Consider the following 24,453-nt stretch of genomic DNA (forward strand, 5'->3'; position numbering starts at 1 on the left):
GTCAGGCCAGCAGTTGGCCACCGCTGTCGCCCGGCCCGTCTTCGCGGCCTGCGAGAGGCGAGCCATACACGCTGCAGAAGGCGACCCACTGGCAGCTGGCCATGAGTACCTGGAACAGCATGGCCACCAGCATGAGCAGAATCTGGGCGACGGCCTGCCCGGCGCTGCCCATGGCCAGGCTGAGCAGCAGCATGACGATCCCGAAGAGGAATCCCAGCGCGATGCACAGGCCGATGACGGCCAGCCCGAAGCCGAGGAAGGCCGCCCAGTTGGCGCCTACCGAGCGCAGGCTGGCGGTCAGGGCGGCGATGGCGCCAATGCGGTGAAACAGCACCAGCGGAATGGCAAAGTACAGCGCGGCCATGACCACCGCGGCAATGCCGGCTGCGACCAGCAGCAGCGGACCCGGCGTGACTTGCTCGAGCAGCCCGGCCATGGCGTCGGGCGATTGCTGGGCCGCCTGGATCTGATCGATGGACACCTGGTTGGCCAGCCAGGCGGACACCGCCATCATCGCCAGAATGGCGCCCACTATCCCGAAGACTCCCAGCGCGAGCAGACGCGTGCGCAGATCACGTCGGCCCCAGGCGGCAAACAGCAGGCCGGGCGCAGGCCGTCGACCCGCCGACACCTGGCTGACGGCCACGATGGCGCCGGCGGTCAGCATCGGCGTGATCAGCATGATGGCCAGCTGGCCAACAATCGGGACCACGGCCAGCATCGATATCAGCAGCCAGAGCGCGGCCAGGCCGGACAGCGGCCCGAGGCCGGCGAGCAGCAGCTCTGCCGCCGTCGCCAGCCAGCGCAGGCCGGCGGCAAAGCCCACTTTTCTGTGGCTGGGTGCGCTCATCGGGGGCGCTGCACCGCCGCCGTGTCGAGCGCGTCGCGACCGGACCAGGCGCTGGCGTCACGTACCGCCGCCAGCGCATCCTCCGGTTCGGACACCGTCTGCCACACGCCCAGATGCGCCGGATTCATGAACTGCTCGTCCACACTTTGATGCAGGAATTCGAGCAAGCGATCATAATATCCGCCGGTGTTGACCAGCACGATGGGTCCCAGGAACTGGCCCAGGCGCTTCAGGGTCATGGCCTCGAACAGCTCCTCGAAGGTGCCGCAGCCGCCTGGCAGCGTGACGACGGCGTCGCCCTCCTCCAGCATCCGGGCCTTGCGAATGCGCATGTCGGCAACCACTTCAAGTTGGTGCAACCCCTGGTGCCCGCGCTCGACACGCGTGAGAAACTCGGGGATGATGCCGTGGACCTCAGCGCCCTCGGCCAGCGCACCATCGGCCATGGCGCCCATCAGGCCGGTGCTGCCGCCGCCGTAGACGATGCGCAGCCCGGCGCGACCGAGGTGACGGCCCAGTCGCTCGGCAGCATCGAGATAGGCGGCGTCCAGCGCCTGGCTGGAGGCAGCGTAAACCGTAACGCAGTTGATGGACATGACAGGAAGGATAAGCCAATTGCCGCGCAACTTGCATTGTAAACCGCTGCCGATTGCGGCACTGCTGCTTGCGGTGTTGCTGGTCGCTTGCGGTGACGGCTCCGGGCCAGAGGCCGATCAGACCCCGGGCGGGGCCGCTTACGCGCGCTTCTGCGCCGGCTGTCACGGTGTGGAGGGTCAGGGTCGTGCGCCGACGTTTCCGCCGCTGGCTGAATCCGAGTGGCTGGCCCTGCCGCCCCGCGGCCTGACGGCGCTGATCCTGCTGGGCCTGCGTGGCGAGATCGAAGTGGTCGGGCAGCGTTATGCCGGCTACATGCCGCCAATGCAGCATATCGATGATGCCCGCGTGGCCGCGATCGTGACCCATATCAAGCAGCGCTGGTCGTCTGATTCGCCGGCATGGACAGCTGCTGACGTGGCCCGTGTGCGCGCTGCGGTGGGCAGTGGCAGGGCCATCGAGGGTCGCGCTGGTCTTGAGGCCTGGATTGAGGAGTTGCAATGAACCGGATGCGCAGGCTGGGCGGCCGGAACTCGCCCCCGGTATCGATGATTCTGCTGGGAGTCACGGTGTTGGCGTACTTTCTGCAGATGACGGCCATGCAGGATGTGCTGCGCCTGTTTGCCCTGTGGCCGCTGGCAACGCCGGACGTCATTCGCTTTTCCGACGGCAGCAGCATGGCGACCGGATTTGTGCCGTGGCAGCTAGTGACTTACGGTTTTCTGCACGGCGGGTTTGGGCACCTGTTCTTCAACATGTTTGCGCTCTACATGTTCGGCCTGCCGGTCGAGCGCGTGTGGGGTGCGCGTCGTTTTCTGACCTACTATTTCGTCTGCATGATCGGCGCGGCCGTGATTCAGCTTGCCGTGGCCGCGTTCGCCGGTGATGTCTATCCCACCATCGGCGCCTCGGGGGCGGTCTTCGGCCTGTTGCTGGCGTTTGGCATGATGTTCCCCAACAGCACCATCGTCTTGCTGATTCCGCCCATTCCCATGAAGGCCAAGTACTTTGTCGTCGGCTATGGTCTGCTGACGCTGTTTTTCGGCATGACCGGCACGATGGCCGGGGTGGCGCATTTTGCCCACCTGGGCGGCATGCTGTTCGGTTTCGGCCTGATTCTGTACTGGGGCAGTCGCCGTTCGCGCGGGCGTTTCTAACAATTGCGGCGGAGTTTTGCGGCGGTGTCGCGCGCTGAATCTCCTGGCGCCTTTTCCTAACCCCTTGATTTTGTGAATATATCTTCAATTTCTTTTGCCGGGCAATATTATTTCGCCAAATCTTTAGCCACCAAGATGATTTTTGGCATATAATTAGCCGCAAATGAGATCCCGTGAATCGAACAACCAGGTAGCCAACGGTTCGCAATCGTCGCCTGAGGCGGCGATCAGCAGCGCGCTGGTGAACGAGCCCGATGACCCCCGCGTGATGGGGGTTGTACGGAACTTTCGTGTGGCTGTGCGTGCCGTTCAGGCGCATTCGGCCTGGGTAGAGCGCCAGTGCGGCCTCAGCGCGGCCCAGTTGTGGGCGCTGTGGGAGGTTGACCGCAAGCCCGGGTTGAGCGTGTCCGAGGTGGCGCGTCGGCTGTCGATCCGGCCGGCTACGGCCAGCAACCTGCTCGACAAGGTCGAGGGCAAGGGGCTGCTGCGCCGCTCACGCCAGGGTCCGGATCAGCGAGTGGTTCAGCTGTTCGTGACCGATCAAGGCGCACAGCTGCTCGCCACCGCACCTTTGCCGGCGCAGGGCGCTTTGCTCGATGCCTTGACGCGGCTGCGGGAAGAACAGCTCGACGAGCTCAGTCAGAGCCTCGAAGCGCTGGTCGACATCCTGCACACCAAGGACGAAGGCTCGGCCCTGGCGCCCATGCACCCGGGCAAGAGCTGAAACAGAGCAGACTTTTCACTCAAATCAAAGACGATCTGAAAGATGGAAATCATCGTTCAAAAATATGGCGGTTCCTCGCTGGCCGAAGACAAGCAGCTTCAGGCCGTGGCCGAACGCGTTGCCCGTTGCAAGGAAGCGGGCAAGGGCGTTGTGGTTGTGGTGTCGGCGCGTGGCAAGACCACCAGCCAGCTGCTGGCGCGTGCCGGCAAGCTCAACTCCAATCCCGAGCATCGCGAGCTCGATATGCTGCTCGCGGCCGGGGAGCAGGCTTCGGCCTCGATGTTGAGCCTGGCGCTGCACGACCTTGGTCACGAGGCGGTGTCCTTGACCGGCCTTCAGGCCGGCGTCAAGACCTGTGATTCACACATGAACGCCTGCATCAATACGGTTGATCCCGAGCGCATGCTCGAGATCCTGGCCGAGGGCAAGATCGTCGTTGTGGCCGGCTTTCAGGGCGAGAGCCCGGACGGCGACATCACCACGCTGGGCCGTGGCGGTTCTGACACCACGGCGGTGGCGCTGGCGGCGGCCGTCGGCGCTGGTCGCTGTGAAATCTATTCCGACGTTGACGGCGTTTACACGGCGGATCCGCGCAAGGTGCCTGACGCCACGCGGCTGAACAAGATCAGTCTGGCGGAAATGAAAACCCTGGCGCATCACGGCGCTGGCGTGCTCAACGAGCGTGCCATTGACTACGCCATCAAGCACGGCGTGACCATCGTTTGCCGCAAGGCGCACGGCGAGGGCAGCGAAGAGACCATCGTGCGGGCCGAGCCCGAGCTCAAGCACGCGCGCATCGTTGGCGTAGCCAGCCATGACGAGCTGTTGCAGGTGGAGTTCGATGCCACCGCCAACCACGCCAAGCTGGCTGATCGGCTCGACGACCTCGATATCTTCGTGCCCGAGCTGGCCGAGGGCGAGTCGGGCCGCTATCTGATCTCGATCGGTCAGCTGGCCGACGATGAGGGCCTGGCCAACTCGATTCGCGAAGAGTTCGACCACGGCATCGTCGTCAGCGGCCCGATTGCCAGCGTCTCCGCAGTGGGCTACAAGGCCGGCAGCGAGGCGCGCGTTGAAGAGATTGCCCGTCGCAAGCTCGAATCCGAAGGGATCGCCGTGCATGAGGTCATGCGCTTTGAGCATGCGGTGACCTGCCTGATCGACTGCAACGCCGTCGAGCGCGCCATGCAGCTCTTCCACGACCGTTTCGATATCAATGACAGTGATACCGAGGTGGGCAATGTCGCTGCCTGAACAGGCGTCAGCGCAGAGCCGGCCGGTGTTTCGCCAGGCGCGCGCCGAAGACGGTGGGCGCATGTACGAGCTGGTCAGGGAGATGGGCGGTCTTGAATTGAACACCGCTTACTTCTATGTATTGTTCTGTATCGACTTTGCCGACACCTGCGTAGTCGCGGAGGTCGACGGCAAGCTGGCCGGCTTCGTGCTCGGGCATCGCCCGCCGCAGCGCCCTGACACCGTGTTCGTCTGGCAGGTGGGTGTTGCGCCCTTCATGCGCAAGCAGGGCATGGCGCGTCGGCTCCTGGAGGCGTTTCTGGAGCAGAACCCGGATGCGCGCTGGCTCGAAGCCTCGGTGACGCCGGACAACACGGCGTCTCGAAAGCTCTTTCGTGGGGTCGCCCGCGACCGGGGCGTTGAGTGCCGGGTCAGTGATTTCATGCTGGCCGAACACTTTCCTGACGGCCACGAGCCCGAAGAGCTGTTTCGCATCGGCCCGTTCAAACCGAATTCAAACTTGAGTTAGTGAGTGTATAAATGAGTCATCATCTTGAAACCATCAATCGACTTGAATCGGAAGTGCGCAGTTACATACGCAACTTCCCCACCGTGTTCACGCATTCGCGGGGCGCGCGTCTGATTGCCGAAGACGGAACCGAGTACATCGATTTCTTCGCCGGCGCCGGCGTGCTCAACTATGGCCACAACAATCCCGAGATCAAATCGGCGCTGATGGATTACCTCGCCGAAGATCACATCGTGCACAGCCTCGATATGGGCAGTGCTGCGCGTGGCCGCTTCCTGGAGCGTTTCGAAGAGGTCATCCTCAAGCCGCGGGGAATGGACTACAAGATCCAGTTTCCGGGGCCTACCGGCACCAATGCCGTCGAGGCGGCGCTGAAGCTGGCACGCAAGGTCACTGGTCGCCAGAACGTGATTTCGTTTACCAACGGCTTCCACGGCATGACCCTGGGTTCGCTGTCGGTGACCGGCAACTCGGGCAAGCGTGCCGGTGCCGGCGTGCCGCTGGCCAATGCGTCCCAGATGCCTTTCGATGGCTACCTGGGTCAGGACAGCGACAGTAGCCTTCAGCTGCTGGAGCGGGTTCTCGAAGACGAAGGCTCGGGAGTGGACAAGCCGGCCGCCGTCATTCTCGAGACGGTGCAGGCCGAAGGCGGCGTCAACGTGGCGCGCATGGAGTGGCTGAAGAAGCTCGCAGCCATACTGGACCGACACGGCGTCTTGCTGATCGTCGACGACATTCAGGTGGGCTGCGGGCGCACCGGCCCCTTCTTCAGCTTCGAGGCAGCCGGCATCAAGCCTGACATCATCTGCCTTTCGAAGTCGCTGAGCGGCCTTGGCCTGCCGTTCGCCATCACCCTGCTCAAGCCCGAGCATGACCAGTGGTCGCCAGGTGAGCACAACGGCACCTTTCGTGGGCACAACCTGGCTCTCGTGACCGCCACCAAGGCGCTGGATTACTGGGCCAACGATGAGCTCACCCGCGAGGTCGAGCGCAAGACTGCCATCATCGAGTCGCGCCTGGGCGCGCTGGCCGAGCGTATTCCCGTCGGCGCCAGGCTGCGCGGTCGCGGTTTCATCCAGGGCCTTGCCTTCGACGACGTCGAGCTGGCCGGCAAGGTGTCCGCCGAATGCTTCAAGCAAGGGCTGGTGATCGAGACCGCAGGTATCGACGACCAGGTGCTCAAGCTGCTGGCGCCGCTGACCATCTCCGACGAGGATCTCGAGAAGGGTCTGTCGATCATCGAGAAGGCGGTGACCAAGCTGGCCGAAGACGCCTCGACCGAGCGCAAGGTGGCCTGAAGCCAGCGCTGAAAAGGGGCATTTCCGCCTCACCGCATATCGTCAATTGGTCGCGTCGGGCTCACGCCCGGCGCGACTGTTTATTTTTGCAATCAGGAGAACTCCAATGATCGTCAGAAAGCTGCAAGACATTATCGGAACAAAGGATGACGTCGACACCGAAGGCTGGAACAGCCGCCGCCTGCTGCTCAAGGACGCCGGCATGGGCTATTCAGTGCACGACACGATCATCAAGGAAGGTGCCGAGCTGCACATGCACTACAAGAACCACCTCGAGGCCGTCTATCTGATCGAAGGCAAGGGCGAGATCGAAACCGTGGAAGATGGCGAGGTCTACCCGCTGGAGGCCTTCACCATCTACGCGCTCGACCAGCACGACAAGCATATCCTGCGCGCCAACAAGGGCTCGCACATGCGCATGGTCTGCGTGTTCAACCCGCCGGTCTCGGGCCGCGAAGTCCACGGCGAAGACGGCGCCTATCCGGCGGACCTGGACTGAGCCGACCGATTTCCGTCCGTTTGGGATGGCTGAATCACACGTCAATCACGAAAGGGCACGAGCAGAGTCAATTCGCGCTTCGTGCCCTCTTCGTTACCCCTTCGGCCTGGTGTGGGCCCTCAGCCAGGGTCGCCGCGGTCAGCCCGCTTTGCGAAAGGTCAGGTTGATGCGCTGAGCCCCGATCAGCGGGTGCTCGCCCGCGGGCAGCCGCTGGACGCCGTGGTAGCGCAGGCGGTCCGGGCCGCCCCAGACCAGCACGTCGCCGTGCTCCAGCAGCAGTCGTCCGGGCTTGTCCCGCCGATGCCGGCCGCCCCACAGGAATGTCGCCGGCAGGCCAAGTGAAAACGACACTACCGGATGGGCGTGATCGCGCTCGTCCCGGTCCTGATGCAGCGCCAGCTTGCTGCCGGGCAGGTAGCGATTGATCAGGCAGCTGTCGGGGCTAAAGCCGCGAAAGCCCGCTTCGTCAGCCGCGGCGCGCGCCAGCTCCTTGAGCAGTCGGGGCATCGGCGGCCAGGCGCGTCCGCTCTGCGGGTCGGTAGCGCAATAGCGATAGCCGTAGCGATCCGAAACCCATCCCAGTTCGCCGCAGGAGGTTGTCGCCACCGACATTGCGTGTCCTCCGGGCGTGGTCATGTGACGAAAGCGCGCCTGGCTGCCGATTCGCCGAATGGCTTCGGCGAGCGCGGCGCCGTGGGGTGCAACCTTTCCGCGCAACAATACGGCCCCTGCGGAGAAGCGCTCGGCGCGGGGCGTTGTGCCTTGATCGTCGAAGAGTTGGCCGGACACGGTCATGGCTGCGGTCGCTGGCGGGTCGGTTTGCAAGTGTATACCTGCAGCGGGAAGGCCGCGGGGGCGCATCGATTACGCGTTTGACCCACGTGGCGCGCGCCTTTAGAATCAGTCACTTAAGGGCCTCGGCAAAAATATTTGGAAATAAACCGCGAAAATGGTTGACGTTTCAAATTGCTGGCCTATAATGCGCAACTCGCTTGGACGACAGGCGAGCGCTTCGAGAGGAAGCGCAGCGGCAGTCAAAAAAAGAATTTGCAAAATTCACTTGACTCCGCACAAATCCGGTCTATAATGGCCGGCCTGGTCAGCGAAATGCGGCCAGCAAAGAAAGTGTTCATTAAAAAGCAATGCAGGTAATTTGTGTGGGCGCCCTCAATTGGTGTGATGCCATTGAGAGCGACCTGTCCTAGAATTACGTTAATTACGTTTGATTCCAGGGCGGGATCTGCTCGAAGTTCAAAAGCTTTTGCTTTTAAACTGAAGAGTTTGATCCTGGCTCAGATTGAACGCTGGCGGCATGCCTAACACATGCAAGTCGAACGGAAACAGGCCAGACAATCCCTTCGGGGTGCGTCAGGTGCTGTCGAGTGGCGGACGGGTGAGTAACACGTAGGAATCTGCCTAGCAGCGGGGGATAGCCCGGGGAAACTCGGATCAATACCGCATACGCTCTACGGAGGAAAGTGGGCCTCTTCTCGAAAGCTCACACTGCTAGATGAGCCTACGTCCGATTAGCTAGTTGGTGGGGTAAAGGCCTACCAAGGCAACGATCGGTAGCTGGTTTGAGAGGATGATCAGCCACACCGGGACTGAGACACGGCCCGGACTCCTACGGGAGGCAGCAGTGGGGAATATTGGACAATGGGCGAAAGCCTGATCCAGCAATGCCGCGTGTGTGAAGAAGGCCTGCGGGTTGTAAAGCACTTTTATCAGGAAAGAAATGGCCTGGGTTAATAGCCCATGGTAGCTGACGGTACCTGATGAATAAGCACCGGCTAACTCCGTGCCAGCAGCCGCGGTAATACGGAGGGTGCAAGCGTTAATCGGAATTACTGGGCGTAAAGCGTACGTAGGCGGCTACGTCAGTCGGATGTGAAAGCCCCGGGCTTAACCTGGGAATTGCATTCGATACTGCGTAGCTAGAGTCTGGTAGAGGTAAGTGGAATTCCAGGTGTAGCGGTGAAATGCGTAGATATCTGGAGGAACACCAGTGGCGAAGGCGGCTTACTGGACCAAGACTGACGCTGTGGTACGAAAGCGTGGGTAGCAAACAGGATTAGATACCCTGGTAGTCCACGCCCTAAACGATGTCAACTAGTTGTTGGGGGCCTTAATAGCTCTTGGTGACGAAGCTAACGCGTTAAGTTGACCGCCTGGGGAGTACGGCCGCAAGGTTAAAACTCAAAGGAATTGACGGGGGCCCGCACAAGCGGTGGAGCATGTGGTTTAATTCGATGCAACGCGAAGAACCTTACCAGCCCTTGACATCCTCGGAACTTGGCAGAGATGCCTTGGTGCCTTCGGGAACCGAGTGACAGGTGCTGCATGGCTGTCGTCAGCTCGTGTCGTGAGATGTTGGGTTAAGTCCCGCAACGAGCGTAACCCTTGTCCTTAGTTGCCAGCGATTCGGTCGGGAACTCTAAGGAGACTGCCGGTGATAAACCGGAGGAAGGTGGGGATGACGTCAAGTCATCATGGCCCTTACGGGCTGGGCTACACACGTGCTACAATGGTCGGTACAGAGGGCAGCTAGCTCGCGAGAGTCGGCAAATCCCACAAAGCCGATCCTAGTCCGGATCGCAGTCTGCAACTCGACTGCGTGAAGTCGGAATCGCTAGTAATCGTAGATCAGAATTGCTGCGGTGAATACGTTCCCGGGCCTTGTACACACCGCCCGTCACACCATGGAAGTTGGCTGCACCAGAAGCAGGTAGTCTAACCCTCGGGAGGACGCTTGCCACGGTGTGGTCAATGACTGGGGTGAAGTCGTAACAAGGTAGCCGTAGAGGAATCTGCGGCTGGATCACCTCCTTTAAAGAGAACGCATCAGCCTTTTGAAGGCGCCCAACACAAGTTACCTGCAGTAGAACTGCACCACGTCGGCCCGGGTCCGAGTACAGGAAATTGTTTCCAAGACCGGGTCTGTAGCTCAGTTGGTTAGAGCGCACCCCTGATAAGGGTGAGGTCGGTGGTTCAAATCCACCCAGACCCACCATATCTCTGGGGCCATAGCTCAGCTGGGAGAGCGCCTGCTTTGCAAGCAGGAGGTCGGCGGTTCGATCCCGCCTGGCTCCACCACGATGGTTGGGCGCCAGTGGGATCCAAATGTTCTTTAAAAATCAGGAATCTGTTCAAGAGCGTCTTGGATGTTGATCGGTTCATCTTTCCGATCAATGTTCAGTCGTGTCAGCGTAAAGGTTTGGTGTTTGTGCATATAGCGTAAGAGCCAGTTGGCTTTGGGTTATATGACCAAGCAACCAAGCGCACACGGTGGATGCCTTGGCGGCAGAAGGCGATGAAGGACGTGATAGCCTGCGATAAGTCACGGGGAGCTGGCAATATGCTTTGATCCGTGAATTTCCGAATGGGAAAACCCACACCGCTTGCGGTGTATCGGCACCTGAATTCATAGGGTGTCGAGGCGAACCCGGAGAACTGAAATATCTAAGTACCCGGAGGAAAAGAAATCAATTGAGATTCCCTCAGTAGCGACGAGCGAACGGGGACTAGCCCTTAAGCCTCTCATGTTTTAGCAGAACGGCCTGGAAAGGCCGGCCATAGACGGTGATAGCCCGGTATGTGAAAAGGCATTTGAGGTGAAATCGAGTAAGGCGAGGCACGTGAAACCTTGTCTGAACATGGGGGGACCATCCTCCAAGGCTAAATACTCTCTGCCGACCGATAGTGAACCAGTACCGTGAGGGAAAGGCGAAAAGAACCCCGGAGAGGGGAGTGAAATAGAACCTGAAACCGTGTGCGTACAAGCAGTCAGAGCCTGTCTTCGGATGGGTGATGGCGTACCTTTTGTATTATGGGTCAGCGACTTACTTTCAGTGGCAAGCTTAACCGTTTAGGGAAGGCGAAGGGAAACCGAGTCTGAATAGGGCGAATAGTCTCTGTGAGTAGACCCGAAACCGAGTGATCTAGCCATGGGCAGGGTGAAAGTCGGGTAACACCGACTGGAGGCCCGAACCCACTGATGTTGAAAAATCAGGGGATGACCTGTGGTTAGGAGTGAAAGGCTAAACAAACTCGGAGATAGCTGGTTCTCCTCGAAAGCTATTTAGGTAGCGCCTCGTGTCTCACTCCTGGGGGTAGAGCACTGTTATGGCTAGGGGGTCATACCGACTTACCAACCCATGGCAAACTCCGAATACCAGGAAGTGCAATCACGGGAGACACACGGCGGGTGCTAACATCCGTCGTGGAAAGGGAAACAACCCAGACCGCCAGCTAAGGTCCCCAAATCATTGCTAAGTGGAAAACGATGTGGGAAGGCATAGACAGCCAGGAGGTTGGCTTAGAAGCAGCCATCCTTGAAAGAAAGCGTAATAGCTCACTGGTCGAGTCGGCCTGCGCGGAAGATTCAACGGGGCTTAAGCAATGTACCGAAGCTGCGGATGCAAGTTTTCTTGCATGGTAGAGGAGCGTTCCGTACGCCTGCGAAGGTGTGTCGAGAGGCATGCTGGAGGTATCGGAAGTGCGAATGCTGACATGAGTAACGATAAAACGGGTGAAAAACCCGTTCGCCGAAAGCCCAAGGTTTCCTAGCGCAACGTTAATCGGCGCAGGGTGAGTCGGCCCCTAAGGCGAGGCGGAAACGCGTAGTCGATGGGGAGCAGGTTAATATTCCTGCACCAGTTGTTACTGCGATGGAGAGACGAAGAAGGCTAGGTGCGCCGGGCGATGGTTGTCCCGGTCCAAGCACGTAGGCAGGTCCCTTAGGCAAATCCGGGGGATCAATGCCAAGGTGTGATGGGGAGCCCCACATAAGGGGCGAAGGTGTTGATGCCATGCTTCCAGGAAAATCTTCTAAGCTTCAGGTAACACTGACCGTACCGTAAACCGACACAGGTAGGCTGGGTGAGAATCCTAAGGCGCTTGAGAGAACTCGGGTGAAGGAACTAGGCAAAATGGTACCGTAACTTCGGGAGAAGGTACGCCTCTGGCGGTGACGAGACTTGCTCTCCGAGCTTCTGGAGGTCGCAGTGACCAGGTGGCTACGACTGTTTATTAAAAACACAGCACTCTGCAAACACGTAAGTGGACGTATAGGGTGTGACGCCTGCCCGGTGCCGGAAGGTTAAGTGATGGGGTTAGCTTCGGCGAAGCTCTTGATCGAAGCCCCGGTAAACGGCGGCCGTAACTATAACGGTCCTAAGGTAGCGAAATTCCTTGTCGGGTAAGTTCCGACCTGCACGAATGGCGTAACGATGGCCACACTGTCTCCACCCGAGACTCAGTGAAATTGAAATCGCTGTGAAGATGCAGCGTACCCGCGGCAAGACGGAAAGACCCCGTGAACCTTTACTATAGCTTCACATTGAACTTCGGTTGCTTCTGTGCAGGATAGGTGGGAGGCTTTGAAGCGTAGACGCCAGTCTGCGTGGAGCCAACCTTGAAATACCACCCTGGTGTAGCTGGAGTTCTAACCTCGAACCGTTATCCGGTTCAGGGACAATGTGTGGTGGGTAGTTTGACTGGGGCGGTCGCCTCCTAAAGCGTAACGGAGGCGCACGAAGGTACCCTCAGCACGGTCGGACATCGTGCGCTGAGTGCAAAGGCACAAGGGTGCTTGACTGCGAGATCGACAGATCGAGCAGGTGCGAAAGCAGGTCTTAGTGATCCGGTGGTTCTGTATGGAAGGGCCATCGCTCAACGGATAAAAGGTACTCCGGGGATAACAGGCTGATACCGCCCAAGAGTTCATATCGACGGCGGTGTTTGGCACCTCGATGTCGGCTCATCACATCCTGGGGCTGTAGCCGGTCCCAAGGGTATGGCTGTTCGCCATTTAAAGTGGTACGCGAGCTGGGTTTAGAACGTCGTGAGACAGTTCGGTCCCTATCTGCCGTGGGCGCTTGAGACTTGAGGAAATCTGCTCCTAGTACGAGAGGACCGGAGTGGACGATCCGCTGGTGTTCCGGTTGTATCGCCAGATGCATTGCCGGGTAGCTACGATCGGCAGGGATAACCGCTGAAAGCATCTAAGCGGGAAGCCCCATCCAAGATGAGGTCTCACTGGACCCTTGAGGTCCCTGTAGGGCCCTGGAAGACGACCAGGTTGATAGGCTGGATGTGGAAGTGCAGTAATGCATGAAGCTAACCAGTACTAATTGCCCGTGAGGCTTGGTCATATAACACCAAAGCCAATTGGAGAGCATTACGCTCTCTTGCGATGACACGACTGAAGCTCTTGAACAGATTCCGACTCCTTGCTGGTATCAGTAGCAGGGAGATCCCGGATCAAGTCCGGGATCAACGGACATCAGCCGTAAGCTGATGTACAGTTGACTTTGCCTGGTGGCAACAGCGGCGTGGAACCACCCGATCCCATCCCGAACTCGGAAGTGAAACGCGCCAGCGCCGATGGTAGTGCGGCATTCGCCGTGTGAGAGTAGGTCACTGCCAGGCATTTATCCTAAACCCCCGGTACTATCTGTAGCTCCGGGGGTTTTTTTATGACTCCGCAGTACCCTCAGCGGCTGGCAGTGACCAACGCTCACGCGTTTAACGGCACTCCGGGCGCGCTCCTTTCGCTTCGCGAAAACCGCACGCCCTCCGTTGCCTACGCTGCCAGGCATTTATCCAGAAACCCCTTATCCCCTTGCACGTTGCAAGGGGTTGCTCAGAATGCGGGCCAGCGGCAGGCTGCTGCCTTGCGAGGCCGGCGTTTGATGTGCCGCCTCGTTCCGGCAAAGCGCTGTTGACCGGTTTGACCCTGTCGCACTCAAACGTGCGAAACTAAGCTCGATTGCTGGAGTCTAGCTAATCATTCCCTTCCTACAACCAACACGGGATGTGTCTTGTCTTCATTGCGCCTTGCTTTCTTACTGGGAATGACCGTCGCCCTCGGCCCGCTGGCGCTGGATACCTATTTGCCGGCTTTTCCGCAGATTGCCGCGGAGTTCGGCACCGACCTGCCTGCAGTCGGACGTACGCTGAGCGCGTACGTGTTGTTGTTGGGGATCGCCCAGCTGGTGGGTGGCCCTCTTTCGGACCGTTACGGTCGGCGAATCATTCTGTTGACGGGCCTGGGAATTTTCGGGGTTGCCAGCCTGATGGTCGCTGCCGCGCAGGACCTGAGCGACATGATGTTATGGCGGATGATCCAGGCTGTTGGTGGTGCCTGGTGTGCTGTGTCCGTGCCGGCCATTGTGCGTGATCGCACCAGCGGTAATGAATCAGCGCGGCTGTTTTCGCTGATCGGGTTGATCATGTTCGTCGCTCCGGCACTGGCGCCATCAATCGGCTCGGTGATCCTGTATTTCAGCGACTGGCCGGGTATCTTCGTCTTGCTGGCAGCGTATGCCTTGTTTCTGGCGATCACTTTGCGCGCCTTCCTTTTTCGTAACCTGCCGCCCGCCGAAAGGATCCGCACGCCAGTCGTGACGCTGCTGACCAACTATCTGACCGTGTTGGGAAATCGGACTGCGATGCGGTTTGTTGCCATGCAGACACTGGCCTTCAGCGCCATGCTGGTTTTCATTACCCATGCCTCGTTCATCTATCAGGACTGGTTCGATCAGTCGAATACAGCGTTTTCCATGCTGTTTGCAGCCAATATCGTGGCCATGGTGGTGGCCAACTTGCTCAACCGTCGCCTGCTCATGAGCTTTCACTCCACCAGTATTCTGCGGGTGGCGGTGGCCCTTCAGGCCGTTGCGGTTCTGGCCCTGGTGGCCTTCGTGGTCGCTGGAGCCGGGGTGGTTGCGGTGGCGGCGGCGTTGATACTGGCTGCCGGATGCATGGGCGCGGTTGCCCCCAACAATATTGCCAATGCGCTGGAGTTCTTTCCCCGTCTGGGTGGCACTGCCGCGGCGCTGATGGGTGCAACCCAGTTCACTCTGGCCGGCGTCATCAGTGCAACCTCAACCTGGCTTGCCGACGGCAGCTTGCTGCCGATCGTGCTGGTCATGGCGGCGTGCTCGCTCGGCTCTCTGGCTTTTGCTACCGGCGCACCGGCTGCCATGCGCCGGGCGCTCGGGGTCAAAGGGCGGCTCCAGCCCGAGTCGATCGGGGGTGGCCGTTAAGCCGGCATCAAAGCAGGCTGCATTCTTGGAGCGCCTGACAGATTGATATTGCACGACAGGCCGCGGTGTCCATGCCGACAAACGAAGTTTCGCAGCCTTGCTGTCGGGATGCACAGCGCGGCTGAAGGCAATCTACTTTGATGCCGGGTTAATAGCGTCCGCGCTCCGGGTCGGTCAGCGCGGCTCGTGAATGGGCTCGTTACCACTGTCGGGGTCATCGAACCGGGCCCGATCGAGTTCGCCCTCGCTGGTTGCGACGATACAGGTGACCGTCGCATCGCCCGTGACGTTGACTGCCGTGCGCGTCATGTCGAGCAAGCGATCTACGCCCAGAATCAAGCCGATGCCTTCGGCCGGCAGACCGACCTGTGAAAGCACTCCAGCCAGCAGGATGAGACCCACACCCGGCACGCCTGCGGTTCCGATCGATGCCATGACGACCATGAAGATGATCATCACGTAGGACGACAGTGACAGGTCGATGCCGTAATACTGCGAAATGAAGCCCACGGCCACACCCTGCATGATGGCCGTGCCGTCCATGTTGATGGTCGCGCCCAACGGAATGGTGAACGAGCTGATGCGGTTGGAGACGCCCATGCGTTCCTGTACCGCGCGCAGGGTGACGGGAATGGTTGCGCCCGATGAGGCCGTGGAGAACGCGAAGGCGATCACATCCCGGAACTGGCGGTAGAACAGCACCGGGCTCAGGCCGGTGAAAGCCTTGAGCAGCAACGGGTACACCAGGGTGGCATGAAGCACGAGAACGGTCAGCACCAGGAAGAAATACTTGAGCAGACCGGCAAAGGTCGCCCATCCGGTGGTCGCCACGGTACCGGCAATCAGCGCGAAAACCCCGTAGGGTGCAATCAGCATGACGATGCCGACAAGCTTCATGACGACTTCCATGAAGTCGGTGAAGAAATGGCCGATGCGCTTGCCCGACTCGCCGGCAAAAGACAGCGACAAGCCCAGCAGAATGGAAAAGATGATGATCGGCAGCATGTTGCCTTCGGCCATTGCCTGAACCGGATTGGCCGGCACCAGGTCGATAAGGACCTGCGTGAACGGTGGTGCCGACGCGATTTCGGGCGTTGAAGCGCTGACAGGATTGGCCCCGACCCCGGTCTGGAGCAACAGGCCGGCGATCAGTGCCAGGATGATTGCGACGCCGGTCGTCAGCAGGTACAGCCCCACTGCCTTGGCGCTGACGCGTCCCAGGCTGCGCGGATCAGCCAGCGAGGCGACGCCGGAGATCAGTGACACCAGAACGATGGGCACGATCAGCATGGTCAGAAAGCGGATGAACATCTCGCCGACGACCTCGAACAAACCATCGACCACCCATTTTTCGACCCAGGCAACATCGCTGAATGCGAAGTTGATCACAAGTCCGGTTATCAGCCCCAGGGCGAGAGCAGCCAGGATGTGAGTGCTCAGCTTGTTGTGGTCAAAGCGATATTCCTCGGTCATGGGGATTGTTCCGGTTGTGCGAGATGGGCGAAAGGGTAGCGTACCGGAAAGGCCGGGTCCATGGGCGGGTTTCGCGGTCGCTCGGGCTGCGTCAAGACCGGGGACGGTGCGACGCGCCGGGCCGGTATAATGAGCGGCCGAGCCCAAGCAGTCCGAGCAGTTCGCGCCCATGAGTCCCAAAGATATTTCCAGGGAAGGCCCCGGCGGCACTTCCGACAGTCCGCCGACACGGCCGACCAATTTCATCCGCAACCGAATTGTCAAGGAGCTGGAGGCCGGTCTGTATGACGAGATCGTCACCCGCTTTCCACCCGAGCCCAACGGTTATCTGCACCTGGGCCATGCCAAGTCGATCGTGCTCAATTTCAGCTTGCCCGAAGAGTTCGGCGGCTATACCAACCTGCGCTTCGACGATACCAACCCGGCTCGGGAAGAGCAGCGTTACGTCGATGCGATCAAGGAAGACGTCGCCTGGCTTGGCTACCAGTGGAAGAACGAGTGCTACGCCTCGGATTATTTCGAGACGCTCTATGAGTATGCTCTGCACCTGATCGATCGCGGTCTGGCATACGTTGACAGCCAGGACGCCGATGCCATCCGCGAGCAGCGCGGTACGCTGACCGAGCCGGGCACGCCCAGCCCCGACCGCGAGCGTGATCCAGCCGAAAGCCGTGAGCTGTTCGAGCGCATGCGTGCCGGTGATTTTGCCGATGGCGAGTATGTTCTGCGCGCCAAGATCGACATGGCAGCGCCCAATATCAACATGCGTGATCCGGTGATCTATCGGATCCGCCACCGGGCGCACCCGCGCACCGGAGACGACTGGTGCATCTACCCCAGCTACGACTTCGCTCACGGCGAGTCCGATGCCATCGAGCACATCACCCACTCGCTGTGCACGCTGGAATTCGAGGATCATCGCCCGCTCTACGACTGGCTGATCGAGCACTTGCCGGTGCCTTCGCGGCCGCATCAAATCGAGTTTTCCCGCCTCAATCTCGACTTCACGGTTCTCTCCAAGCGCCTTCTGACCCGTTTGGTGGATGAAGGCTTTGTCGCCGGCTGGGACGACCCGCGCATGCCCACCATTGCGGGTGTGCGGCGCCGTGGTTTCACGCCCGCGGCCATTCGCAGCTTCTGTGATGAGATTGGCGTTACCAAATCCGAGAGCATCATTCCCTTTGGTGTGCTCGAGCGCAATCTGCGCGATGATCTCAATCGCCGCGCGCCGCGACGCATGGCCGTTTTGCGCCCGCTCAAGCTGGTGCTGACCAACTTTCCCGAGGGCGAGACGGAATGGCTGGAGGCAGCCAATCACCCGCAGGATCCGGCGATGGGCAGCCGCCGCGTCGCGCTCACACGCGAGCTCTATATCGAGCAAAGTGACTTCATGGAGGAGGCGCCGAGGAAATTCTTTCGGCTCAAACCCGGTGGCGAAGTGCGCTTGCGCAACGCCTTCATCATCCGCTGTGACGAAGTGATCAAGGATGATGAGGGCGATGTGGTCGAGTTGCGATGCAGCTTCGACCCGGAGACCCGTTCGGGGCAGCCGGGCGCTGATCGCAAGGTCAAGGGCACCATCCACTGGGTTTCGGCAGCGCACGCCGTCAAGGCCGAGGTTCGCCTCTACGATCGCCTCTTCAACGTGCCTGATCCAGTGGCACAGGACAGGCAGCGTGACTTTGTCGAGCATCTCAATCCCGAGTCCCTCGAAGTGCTTGATCAGGCGCGTCTGGAGGCGGGTATCGAAGGCGCCGAGCCGGGCGAGTTCTTTCAGTTCGAGCGCCTGGGTTATTTCGTGCCCGATTGCGATAGCAGTGCGGATAAGCCGGTGTTCAATCGCGCCGTGACCTTGCGCGACACCTGGGCCAGGCTGGAAAAGCAGTTACAGCAGCGGCGTTGATCATCGGCTTTGCGGGCGGCTGGCCTTGGCTCTGAAATGGCGTTTTCAGCCGCAAGGGTGAGTGCGGCTCGGCCCGGGCTGAATGCCCGGGCCAAGGCGGGTGCGGTGCAGCAGCCTCGGCTGGAGAGGCTACCTGCAGGCCGCCAGAGGTTTTACGGCCTGCGGCTGTAATCGCGAACCGTTTCGACCAGCACCGAGACGTGCTCGGGCGGCACCTCCGGGGTGATGCCGTGGCCGAGGTTGAAGACATGCCCGGGTCCGTCGCCGAAGCTGTCCAGGACACGCCGGGTTTCCTCAGCAATGACATCCGGTTGGGTCAGCAACACGGCCGGGTCGAGATTGCCCTGCAGGGCCACGCGGTCACCCACGCGCGAGCGCGCTTCGGCCAGGTCAAGGGTCCAGTCCACGCCCAGGCCGGCGCAGCCGATGTCAGCGAGCTTTTCCAGGTGCTGAGCGCAGCCCTTGCCGAACAGAACGATCGGCGTATCCGGGCAGGTCGTCCTGAGCTTTTCAACAATACGCTGCTGCGAGGCCAGGGAGAACCTTTCATACAGGCGTGGTGAAAGGACCCCGCCCCAGGAGTCGAACATCATCAGCGCGTCAGCGCCGGCGGCGACCTGGGCGGCAAGATAATCGGCAGTGGCGTCGGCGAGGTGGTTCATCAGCCGCTCCGAAGCTTCCGGCTCAGCCAGCAGCATGCGTCTGGCCTGTGCGAAGTCCTTGCTGCTGCGGCCTTCGATCATGTAGGTCGCCACGGTCCATGGGCTGCCGGCAAAGCCGATCAGTGGCAGATCCTCGGCCAGTGACTCGCGAATCATCCTGACCGCCTCCATCACGTAGCCGGTGTCGTCTTCCGGGTCCGGCATGGGCAGCGAGTCGATATCGGCAACGGTCTTCAGCGGCCGCTCGAAATAGGGCCCCTGTCCGGGCTTGAAGCCCAGTCCGCGGCCCATCACGTGCGGCAGAATCAGGATGTCGGAAAACAGAATCGCCGCATCGAAGCCGTAGCGTTCGATTGGCTGCAGGGTCACCTCACAGGCGAGTTCCGGCGTGCCGGCCAGATCCAGAAAGCTGCCCGCCTTCTCGCGCGTGGCGCGGTACTCGGGCAGGTAGCGACCGGCCTGGCGCATCATCCAGATGGGCGTGCGTTCGACCGGCTGGCGGCGCAATGCGCGCATCAGCAGAGCATCAGTTCGAGCGTTCATCAGCGGATCAATACCTCGCGAATATCATCAGCCGGGCAGGCTTCCACACAGGCCTGACCGAGTTCATTGAGCAATACCATACGGATTCGATCGGCACGGTTCTTCTTGTCCAGGCGCATCCGCGCCAGCAGCCGGTCACGGTCCACCTCGGCAGGCAGCTCGGTCGGCAGCTCGAGTCGTTCGAGCAGCCGCATCAGGCGCTCTGAGGTGCCCACGCGCAGCTTGCCCAGCAGCTCGCTCAGGCGCGTGGCCAGCACCATGCCGATGGCGACTGCCTCACCGTGGCGATAGCGCCGGTAGCCGGTTTCGGTTTCAAGTGCGTGACCGAATGTATGGCCGAAATTGAGCAGGGCGCGTTCGCCTGCCTCGCGCTCGTCGGCGGCTACAACCTCGGCCTTGTGTCGCACGGAGGTGTGCACCGCCTCGAGCAGGGCGTCGGGCACGCGCGCATTGAGCGCCTCGCTGCAGGTTTCCAGCCAGCCGAAAAAACGCTCATCGCGAATGGCGCCGTACTTGACCACCTCAGCCAGCCCGGCGCGATAATCGCGTTCGTCGAGACTTACCAGGCTGTCGATATCGGCAACCACCGCAGACGGCTGGTGAAAGGCGCCGATCAGGTTCTTGCCGCCGGGATGATTGACGCCGGTCTTGCCGCCGACGGCAGCATCCACCTGGGCCAGCAGTGTGGTTGGCATCTGGATCACTTTGATGCCGCGCATATAGCTGGCTGCGGCAAAGCCGGCCAGATCACCCACCACGCCGCCACCGAGCGCCAGCACCGTGGCATCGCGTTGGGCGCCGAGGGCAACCAGCGCATCGATCACCCGCTGCCAGTTGGCCACGGTCTTGGCTTCCTCGCCGGCTTCGAGCGTCAGCGACTCCCAGCGGTGATCCTGACCCAGGGCGGCGCCGATACGCTCCAGATAGAGGCCGGCAACCGTCTTGTCGGAGACTACCAGCACGCGACCCTGCAGATGGCGCTGCCAGATGCTGCCGATGGCCAGCAACCCCTGGCCGACATAGACCGGACAGGAGCGGCCGCTTGTTTCGATCTGAACGACTTTCATGATACCTCAGCCTTTCGGCAATATAGCTCGACTCTGCGGGCGACAACGTGGGCCATGGCCGCCGGGGAGCTGCCGCCGGAGCGTATGACCAGGTCGGCACAGGCTGCATAAACGGGGTTGCGCTGCTCGGCCAGCTCGGTCAGCCGCTGTCTCCGGTTCGGTGTCTGCAGCAGCGGTCGCTGTTTGTCGCGCTCGAGTCGCTTCAGCTGCTGGTCCACACTGGTCTGCAAGTACACAACCAGACCGCGAGTCGTGAGCATGTCGCGATTGTCGGCATCGAGCACGCTGCCGCCCCCGGTGCCAAGAATCAGGTTGTCGCGCCGAGTCAGCTCATCCAGAAGCGCGGACTCCCGCTGACGAAACCCGGATTCGCCCTCGATTTCGAATATCACTGCCACTTCCACGCCACACCGCCGCTGCAGCTCCAGATCCAGATCGATGAAGTCCATCTCCATGTGCCGCGCCAGCTGCCGGCCAACGGTGGTTTTGCCCGAGCCCATGGGCCCGATCAGGAAAATGCGCCGTGGCGGGGAGGCTGCAGACTGCGCGTTCATGCTGCTCGCGCGCCGGGAGGGCGTTCCACGGCAGTGATCGGGTCGTGCCGGCAACTGTTCATACTAAAGTGGCGATGGCCAGAATCAACCGGGGCTCAATGCTACCATGCCGGCGTGGTATCAGCCCCACCGTGCCGGCTCATCACCACGGCGGTTTGGTACCATTGACGCTCTCCGTAATCGAGCGGTCCACACCGATCATGCTGCGCTTTTCGATTCTCTTCATTGTTCTGCTTCTGGGCTTGTTTGTCATCGAAGTTCTGCAGCCTGTCCAGCAGCATGTAGTTCTGCCGTTCACCGCCGGCCTTGCCGACATCAGTGTTTTCATTATCCGGCTGTTTGACAGCGGTGTGGGCTCGGCCGGCAAGGTCATTACCGATATCGAGTCCGGTTTTGCCGTCAGCATCGAGCCCGGATGCAATGGCGTCGAAGCGCTGATCGTCCTGTTTGCCGCCATCTTCGCCTTTCCGGCCGCGCTGAAGCACAAGCTGATCGGCTTTGGCATTGGCTTCATCGCCATTCAGGCGCTCAACCTGGTGCGCATCATCAGTTTGTTCTACCTGGGGCAGTGGAACATGACCTGGTTCGAGTGGTTTCACCTCTACCTGTGGCAGGCGCTGATCATCCTCGATGCGCTGGTGGTGTGGTTGATCTGGCTGCGCAGGCTGCCGCCCCGCGATCCTGGCGGTGGCGACGATGGCTCGTCTCCGCCCGAGCCTGTGGCCTCGTGAAGCGCCTGCTGATCGCCGGCTGCGGTGACCTGGGCATTCGCCTTGCCGGGCGGCTGGCCGCCGGCGACTGGCAGGTACACGGGCTGCGCCGGCGCGTAGAGGCTTTGCCTGCAGGCATCATCCCGGTACGGGCGGATCTGGCCGACGGCGACAGCCTGGCAGCGGTCGCAGGCGACTGGGACGCGATTGTTTATCAGGCCACGCCGGACCGCTACGACGAAGCCGGTTATCGCGCTGCCTATCTCGAGGGCCTGGAGCGGCTGCTGGAACACGCCGCTGCCCGCCGGCTGATCCTCGTGTCGAGCACTGCGGTGTATGGTCAGGACAAGGGCGAGTGGGTTGACGAGCGCAGCGAGACTGTGCCGCAACGCTTCAACGGTGGCGTGCTGCTCGAGGCCGAGGCGCTCGCCGCGCGCTCGGCCGCGGAGCCGATCATTCTGCGTTTTTCCGGCATCTATGGCCCCGGTCGTGAGCGCTTGATCGACAACGTCCTCGCCGGCCGGGCAAGCTGCCGTGAATGGCCGCCGCAGTGGACCAACCGCATTCATTCCGATGACTGTGCCGGCGTTCTCGCGCACCTGCTGGGGCTGCACCGGCCCGAGGCCCTCTACTGCGCTACCGACAGCCAGCCGGCGAGGCGCTGCGAAATGCTTGACTGGCTGTCTTCGCGGCTTGGCGTTGAGGCGCCGGCGCGCGAGTCATCGACGGGCGGGCAGGGCAAGCGCGTGTCCAACACCCGACTGCTGGACTCCGGCTATTGCTTTGCCTACCCCGATTATCGTTCCGGCTACCGCGAGATACTGAAATGAGCGAGTTTGCGAGCATGACCGAAGCAATGGTCACGCGTTTCCGACAAGGGCTTGATCGCGCAGCGGATGCCGGCATTCCCGAGCCGACGGCCATGACCCTGGCCACCGTGGACCAGAACGGCCGCCCGGCGGCGCGAACCGTGCTGCTCAAGGGCATGGATGCCGAAGGTTTCGTGTTCTATACCAACCTGGGCTCGCGCAAGGGGCGACACCTGCGGGTGCACGCCGATGTGTCGCTGGTGTTGTGGTGGCGCGAAAACGCCGAGCAGGTGCTCATTGACGGCCGTGCCGAGCCGGTGGGCGATCCGGAGGCCGACGCCTATTTCGCCAGTCGTCCGCGCGGCAGCCAGGTCGGTGCCTGGGCGTCGCTGCAGTCGCAGCCGATGGCCAGTCGCGCCGATTTCCTGGCTCGGGTGGCCGCGTTTGAAAAGGAGTTCGAAGATCGGGAGGTTCCGCGGCCCGCACACTGGTCGGGCTTTCGCGTCAAACCCCGTCGCGTCGAGTTCTGGTACGGGCGCGAGTTCCGCCTGCATGAACGCGTGTGCTTCGAGCTGACTGATGGCGCCTGGCGGGAGTCGTTGCTGTATCCCTGATCGGGGAATGATCAATTTCCAATCACCAGGCAATCCATCGGCCCGGGCCTTGCTGAGGCCTGTTTGCGCTGTTTGCTCATCAAACCAGCTCATCTGCCCTTTCGCCGCCTTTCCGTCTCCCTCTCCATCCATTGCTCACTCAGACTCTTCCAGGGCTCTTCCTCCAGCGAATGCGGCCGGTACAGGCCGGCGGCCAGGCGCTGGCGCTGGGCTTCGAAGAGGATCAGGGCGGCCGCGACCGAGACGTTGAGGCTCTGCGTCATGCCGGCCATCGGGATGACAACTTCGCCGTCGCATTCGGCCAGGGCTTCCGCGCTGACGCCGGATTTCTCCGCGCCCAGAACAATGGCGCTGGGCCGGGTGTAATCGGGTTGCCGGAAGTCGACCGCGCGCTCGGAAAAGTGCGCGGCATGGACGGAAAACCCCTGCGCCCTGAGCGCGCGCAGGCCCTCAACAGCGTCGTGATGACGCTGCAGCCTGACCCAGCGTTGTGCGCCCTGTGCGGTGTGGTTGAGCGGCGGAATGCCGCCGGCGGGCGGCACGGCGTGAGCCTGCATCACGCCGACGGCGTCGCAGGTGCGCAAGATGGCGGCCACGTTGTGCGCCTTGTGTACCCGCTCGAGGAAAACCGTCAGATCAGGCTGTCGGCCAGCGGCCACTTGCTCGATGCGGGTCTTGCGTTCGGGAGTCATCGCGTTATGTTAACGGCTTTTGCGGGATAATCCCTGACATGAAGACAGACTGGTTCAGTCAACTCAAATCGCTGGTTGCGCCCGGCAGCGACGAGCCCGTTGACCTTCAGGTCATCGCTCGTGCTGCCGCCATCATCCTTCTGGAGATGGCCGCAGCGGACGATCAGCGTGATGATGAGGAGCTGGCGGTGATCCGCCGCGCCATGCAGCAAGCCTTCGACATCGACCGCTCCGAGCTCGATGCCATGTTGCGTGATGCCGAAACCATGCGTCGCGACGCGGTCTCCCTGCACGACTTCACCCGTGACCTCAAAGCCAACCTCGACCGCGATGAACGTGACCAGCTGGTCGGCTGGCTGTGGCAGGTGGCCTGGGCAGACGGGCGCATCGACCGCTACGAAGAACAGCTGCTGCGGCGGCTGGCCGATTTGCTGGGCGTGCCTCATCCCGAGTTCATTCGGCGCAAGCACATGGCCGCACCGAAGAGGTAGTGG

The 24,453-nt window shown here is 61.2% G+C and carries 21 protein-coding genes, 2 tRNA genes and 3 rRNA genes; 18 read left to right on the forward strand and 8 right to left on the reverse strand.

Annotated elements, in window-relative coordinates:
* Position 1 precedes the first annotated feature (1 nt).
* On the reverse strand, positions 2-850 hold the full coding sequence (locus ACEWQ0_RS07660; RefSeq protein ID WP_476484988.1) for a BPSS1780 family membrane protein: 849 nt from the start codon (positions 848-850) through the stop codon (positions 2-4).
* The gene (locus tag ACEWQ0_RS07665; protein WP_476482562.1) at positions 847-1,446 is read right to left on the reverse strand and encodes an LOG family protein; all 600 of its coding nucleotides are present in this window, start codon (positions 1,444-1,446) and stop codon (positions 847-849) included. Before ACEWQ0_RS07665 ends, ACEWQ0_RS07660 begins: the two co-directional genes overlap by 4 nt.
* Positions 1,447-1,465: 19 nt before the next feature.
* Here ACEWQ0_RS07665 and ACEWQ0_RS07670 point away from each other — a divergent pair, with 19 nt between their 5' ends.
* From ACEWQ0_RS07670 to ACEWQ0_RS07700, 7 genes are all read left to right on the forward strand, one after another.
* Complete coding sequence (locus ACEWQ0_RS07670; protein ID WP_476484989.1) at positions 1,466-1,948, forward strand: c-type cytochrome; 483 nt, start codon at positions 1,466-1,468, stop codon at positions 1,946-1,948.
* Positions 1,945-2,601 (forward strand): rhomboid family intramembrane serine protease, encoded by a 657-nt coding sequence (locus ACEWQ0_RS07675; protein ID WP_476482564.1) that lies wholly within the window; start codon positions 1,945-1,947, stop codon positions 2,599-2,601. The genes ACEWQ0_RS07670 and ACEWQ0_RS07675 overlap by 4 nt, the downstream gene beginning before the upstream one ends.
* Before the next feature lie 292 nt (positions 2,602-2,893).
* On the forward strand, positions 2,894-3,325 hold the full coding sequence (locus tag ACEWQ0_RS07680) for a MarR family winged helix-turn-helix transcriptional regulator (RefSeq protein WP_476484990.1): 432 nt from the start codon (positions 2,894-2,896) through the stop codon (positions 3,323-3,325).
* Between the two features lie 42 nt (positions 3,326-3,367).
* Positions 3,368-4,579, forward strand: coding sequence for an aspartate kinase (locus tag ACEWQ0_RS07685; protein WP_476484991.1), 1,212 nt, complete (start codon positions 3,368-3,370; stop codon positions 4,577-4,579).
* Positions 4,566-5,087, forward strand: a complete 522-nt coding sequence (ectA, locus tag ACEWQ0_RS07690; RefSeq protein WP_476484992.1) for a diaminobutyrate acetyltransferase — start codon at positions 4,566-4,568, stop codon at positions 5,085-5,087. The genes ACEWQ0_RS07685 and ectA overlap by 14 nt, the downstream gene beginning before the upstream one ends.
* An 11-nt stretch (positions 5,088-5,098) precedes the next feature.
* Complete coding sequence (gene ectB, locus ACEWQ0_RS07695; RefSeq protein ID WP_476482568.1) at positions 5,099-6,385, forward strand: diaminobutyrate--2-oxoglutarate transaminase; 1,287 nt, start codon at positions 5,099-5,101, stop codon at positions 6,383-6,385.
* A gap of 106 nt (positions 6,386-6,491) precedes the next feature.
* Positions 6,492-6,884 carry an ectoine synthase gene (locus tag ACEWQ0_RS07700; protein WP_476482569.1) on the forward strand — a complete coding sequence of 131 codons (393 nt, stop codon included), beginning with the start codon at positions 6,492-6,494 and terminating at the stop codon, positions 6,882-6,884.
* Positions 6,885-7,022: 138 nt separating this feature from the next.
* On the opposite strand, the gene alkB is transcribed toward ACEWQ0_RS07700, so the two are convergent.
* Complete coding sequence (gene alkB / locus ACEWQ0_RS07705; RefSeq protein ID WP_476482570.1) at positions 7,023-7,673, reverse strand: DNA oxidative demethylase AlkB; 651 nt, start codon at positions 7,671-7,673, stop codon at positions 7,023-7,025.
* Positions 7,674-8,153: 480 nt separating this feature from the next.
* Here alkB and ACEWQ0_RS07710 point away from each other — a divergent pair.
* The 6 genes from ACEWQ0_RS07710 (at position 8,154) to ACEWQ0_RS07735 (ending at position 14,932) form a co-directional block, all read left to right on the forward strand.
* Positions 8,154-9,713: ribosomal RNA gene (locus tag ACEWQ0_RS07710) — 16S ribosomal RNA — on the forward strand.
* A gap of 104 nt (positions 9,714-9,817) precedes the next feature.
* Positions 9,818-9,894, forward strand: a tRNA-Ile gene (locus ACEWQ0_RS07715).
* A 7-nt stretch (positions 9,895-9,901) separates the two neighbouring features.
* Positions 9,902-9,977, forward strand: a tRNA-Ala gene (locus tag ACEWQ0_RS07720).
* Between the two features lie 169 nt (positions 9,978-10,146).
* Positions 10,147-13,036 (forward strand): 23S ribosomal RNA (locus ACEWQ0_RS07725).
* Between the two features lie 162 nt (positions 13,037-13,198).
* Positions 13,199-13,313, forward strand: a 5S ribosomal RNA gene (gene rrf, locus ACEWQ0_RS07730).
* Together the 16S, 23S and 5S rRNA genes with 2 tRNA genes alongside form the textbook arrangement of a ribosomal RNA operon.
* Before the next feature lie 401 nt (positions 13,314-13,714).
* On the forward strand, positions 13,715-14,932 hold the full coding sequence (locus ACEWQ0_RS07735; protein ID WP_476482711.1) for a multidrug effflux MFS transporter: 1,218 nt from the start codon (positions 13,715-13,717) through the stop codon (positions 14,930-14,932).
* Positions 14,933-15,106: 174 nt separating this feature from the next.
* Here the strand turns inward: ACEWQ0_RS07735 and ACEWQ0_RS07740 are convergent, their stop codons facing one another.
* On the reverse strand, positions 15,107-16,405 hold the full coding sequence (locus ACEWQ0_RS07740) for a dicarboxylate/amino acid:cation symporter (protein WP_476482571.1): 1,299 nt from the start codon (positions 16,403-16,405) through the stop codon (positions 15,107-15,109).
* Between the two features lie 169 nt (positions 16,406-16,574).
* On the opposite strand from ACEWQ0_RS07740, the gene ACEWQ0_RS07745 reads away from it, so the two are divergent.
* Positions 16,575-18,308, forward strand: a complete 1,734-nt coding sequence (locus ACEWQ0_RS07745) for a glutamine--tRNA ligase/YqeY domain fusion protein (RefSeq protein ID WP_476482572.1) — start codon at positions 16,575-16,577, stop codon at positions 18,306-18,308.
* 152 nt (positions 18,309-18,460) lie between these two features.
* Here ACEWQ0_RS07745 and hemE read toward each other — a convergent pair whose 3' ends face one another.
* From hemE to aroK, 3 genes are read right to left on the reverse strand one after another with little or no spacing between them, the layout of a single operon-like run.
* Complete coding sequence (hemE, locus tag ACEWQ0_RS07750; protein ID WP_476482573.1) at positions 18,461-19,513, reverse strand: uroporphyrinogen decarboxylase; 1,053 nt, start codon at positions 19,511-19,513, stop codon at positions 18,461-18,463.
* Entirely contained in the window at positions 19,513-20,580 is a 1,068-nt protein-coding gene (gene aroB / locus ACEWQ0_RS07755; protein ID WP_476482574.1) for a 3-dehydroquinate synthase, read from the reverse strand. Before aroB ends, hemE begins: the two co-directional genes overlap by 1 nt.
* On the reverse strand, positions 20,577-21,134 hold the full coding sequence (gene aroK / locus ACEWQ0_RS07760; protein ID WP_476482575.1) for a shikimate kinase AroK: 558 nt from the start codon (positions 21,132-21,134) through the stop codon (positions 20,577-20,579). Before aroK ends, aroB begins: the two co-directional genes overlap by 4 nt.
* Before the next feature lie 200 nt (positions 21,135-21,334).
* Here aroK and xrtH point away from each other — a divergent pair, with 200 nt between their 5' ends.
* The 3 genes from xrtH to pdxH are packed head-to-tail and all read left to right on the forward strand — an operon-like array spanning position 21,335 to position 23,267.
* The gene (gene xrtH / locus ACEWQ0_RS07765) at positions 21,335-21,865 is read left to right on the forward strand and encodes an exosortase H (RefSeq protein ID WP_476482712.1); all 531 of its coding nucleotides are present in this window, start codon (positions 21,335-21,337) and stop codon (positions 21,863-21,865) included.
* A complete protein-coding gene (locus ACEWQ0_RS07770) occupies positions 21,862-22,674 on the forward strand; it encodes an NAD-dependent epimerase/dehydratase family protein (RefSeq protein ID WP_476484993.1) in 813 nt (270 codons plus the stop codon). The genes xrtH and ACEWQ0_RS07770 overlap by 4 nt, the downstream gene beginning before the upstream one ends.
* Entirely contained in the window at positions 22,671-23,267 is a 597-nt protein-coding gene (pdxH, locus tag ACEWQ0_RS07775; protein WP_476484994.1) for a pyridoxamine 5'-phosphate oxidase, read from the forward strand. Before ACEWQ0_RS07770 ends, pdxH begins: the two co-directional genes overlap by 4 nt.
* 89 nt (positions 23,268-23,356) lie before the next feature.
* Here the strand turns inward: pdxH and trmH are convergent, their stop codons facing one another.
* Positions 23,357-23,959, reverse strand: a complete 603-nt coding sequence (trmH, locus tag ACEWQ0_RS07780; protein ID WP_476482578.1) for a tRNA (guanosine(18)-2'-O)-methyltransferase TrmH — start codon at positions 23,957-23,959, stop codon at positions 23,357-23,359.
* A 38-nt stretch (positions 23,960-23,997) separates the two neighbouring features.
* Here trmH and ACEWQ0_RS07785 point away from each other — a divergent pair, with 38 nt between their 5' ends.
* On the forward strand, positions 23,998-24,450 hold the full coding sequence (locus tag ACEWQ0_RS07785) for a tellurite resistance TerB family protein (RefSeq protein ID WP_476482579.1): 453 nt from the start codon (positions 23,998-24,000) through the stop codon (positions 24,448-24,450).
* Positions 24,451-24,453 lie beyond the last annotated feature (3 nt).

The organism is Wenzhouxiangella sp. YN9 (assembly GCF_056324165.1).

Bases quoted from the DNA above. Each gene is read 5' to 3' on its own strand.
- ACEWQ0_RS07660 (WP_476484988.1), bottom strand. From the start codon at position 850: ATGAGCGCACCCAGCCACAGAAAAGTGGGCTTTGCCGCCGGCCTGCGC.
- ACEWQ0_RS07665 (WP_476482562.1), bottom strand. From the start codon at position 1,446: ATGTCCATCAACTGCGTTACGGTTTACGCTGCCTCCAGCCAGGCGCTG.
- ACEWQ0_RS07675 (WP_476482564.1), top strand. From the start codon at position 1,945: ATGAACCGGATGCGCAGGCTGGGCGGCCGGAACTCGCCCCCGGTATCG.
- ACEWQ0_RS07685 (WP_476484991.1), top strand. From the start codon at position 3,368: ATGGAAATCATCGTTCAAAAATATGGCGGTTCCTCGCTGGCCGAAGAC.
- ectA (WP_476484992.1), top strand. From the start codon at position 4,566: ATGTCGCTGCCTGAACAGGCGTCAGCGCAGAGCCGGCCGGTGTTTCGC.
- ectB (WP_476482568.1), top strand. From the start codon at position 5,099: ATGAGTCATCATCTTGAAACCATCAATCGACTTGAATCGGAAGTGCGC.
- ACEWQ0_RS07700 (WP_476482569.1), top strand. From the start codon at position 6,492: ATGATCGTCAGAAAGCTGCAAGACATTATCGGAACAAAGGATGACGTC.
- ACEWQ0_RS07740 (WP_476482571.1), bottom strand. From the start codon at position 16,405: ATGACCGAGGAATATCGCTTTGACCACAACAAGCTGAGCACTCACATC.
- ACEWQ0_RS07745 (WP_476482572.1), top strand. From the start codon at position 16,575: ATGAGTCCCAAAGATATTTCCAGGGAAGGCCCCGGCGGCACTTCCGAC.
- hemE (WP_476482573.1), bottom strand. From the start codon at position 19,513: ATGAACGCTCGAACTGATGCTCTGCTGATGCGCGCATTGCGCCGCCAG.
- aroB (WP_476482574.1), bottom strand. From the start codon at position 20,580: ATGAAAGTCGTTCAGATCGAAACAAGCGGCCGCTCCTGTCCGGTCTAT.
- aroK (WP_476482575.1), bottom strand. From the start codon at position 21,134: ATGAACGCGCAGTCTGCAGCCTCCCCGCCACGGCGCATTTTCCTGATC.
- xrtH (WP_476482712.1), top strand. From the start codon at position 21,335: ATGCTGCGCTTTTCGATTCTCTTCATTGTTCTGCTTCTGGGCTTGTTT.
- pdxH (WP_476484994.1), top strand. From the start codon at position 22,671: ATGAGCGAGTTTGCGAGCATGACCGAAGCAATGGTCACGCGTTTCCGA.
- trmH (WP_476482578.1), bottom strand. From the start codon at position 23,959: ATGACTCCCGAACGCAAGACCCGCATCGAGCAAGTGGCCGCTGGCCGA.
- ACEWQ0_RS07785 (WP_476482579.1), top strand. From the start codon at position 23,998: ATGAAGACAGACTGGTTCAGTCAACTCAAATCGCTGGTTGCGCCCGGC.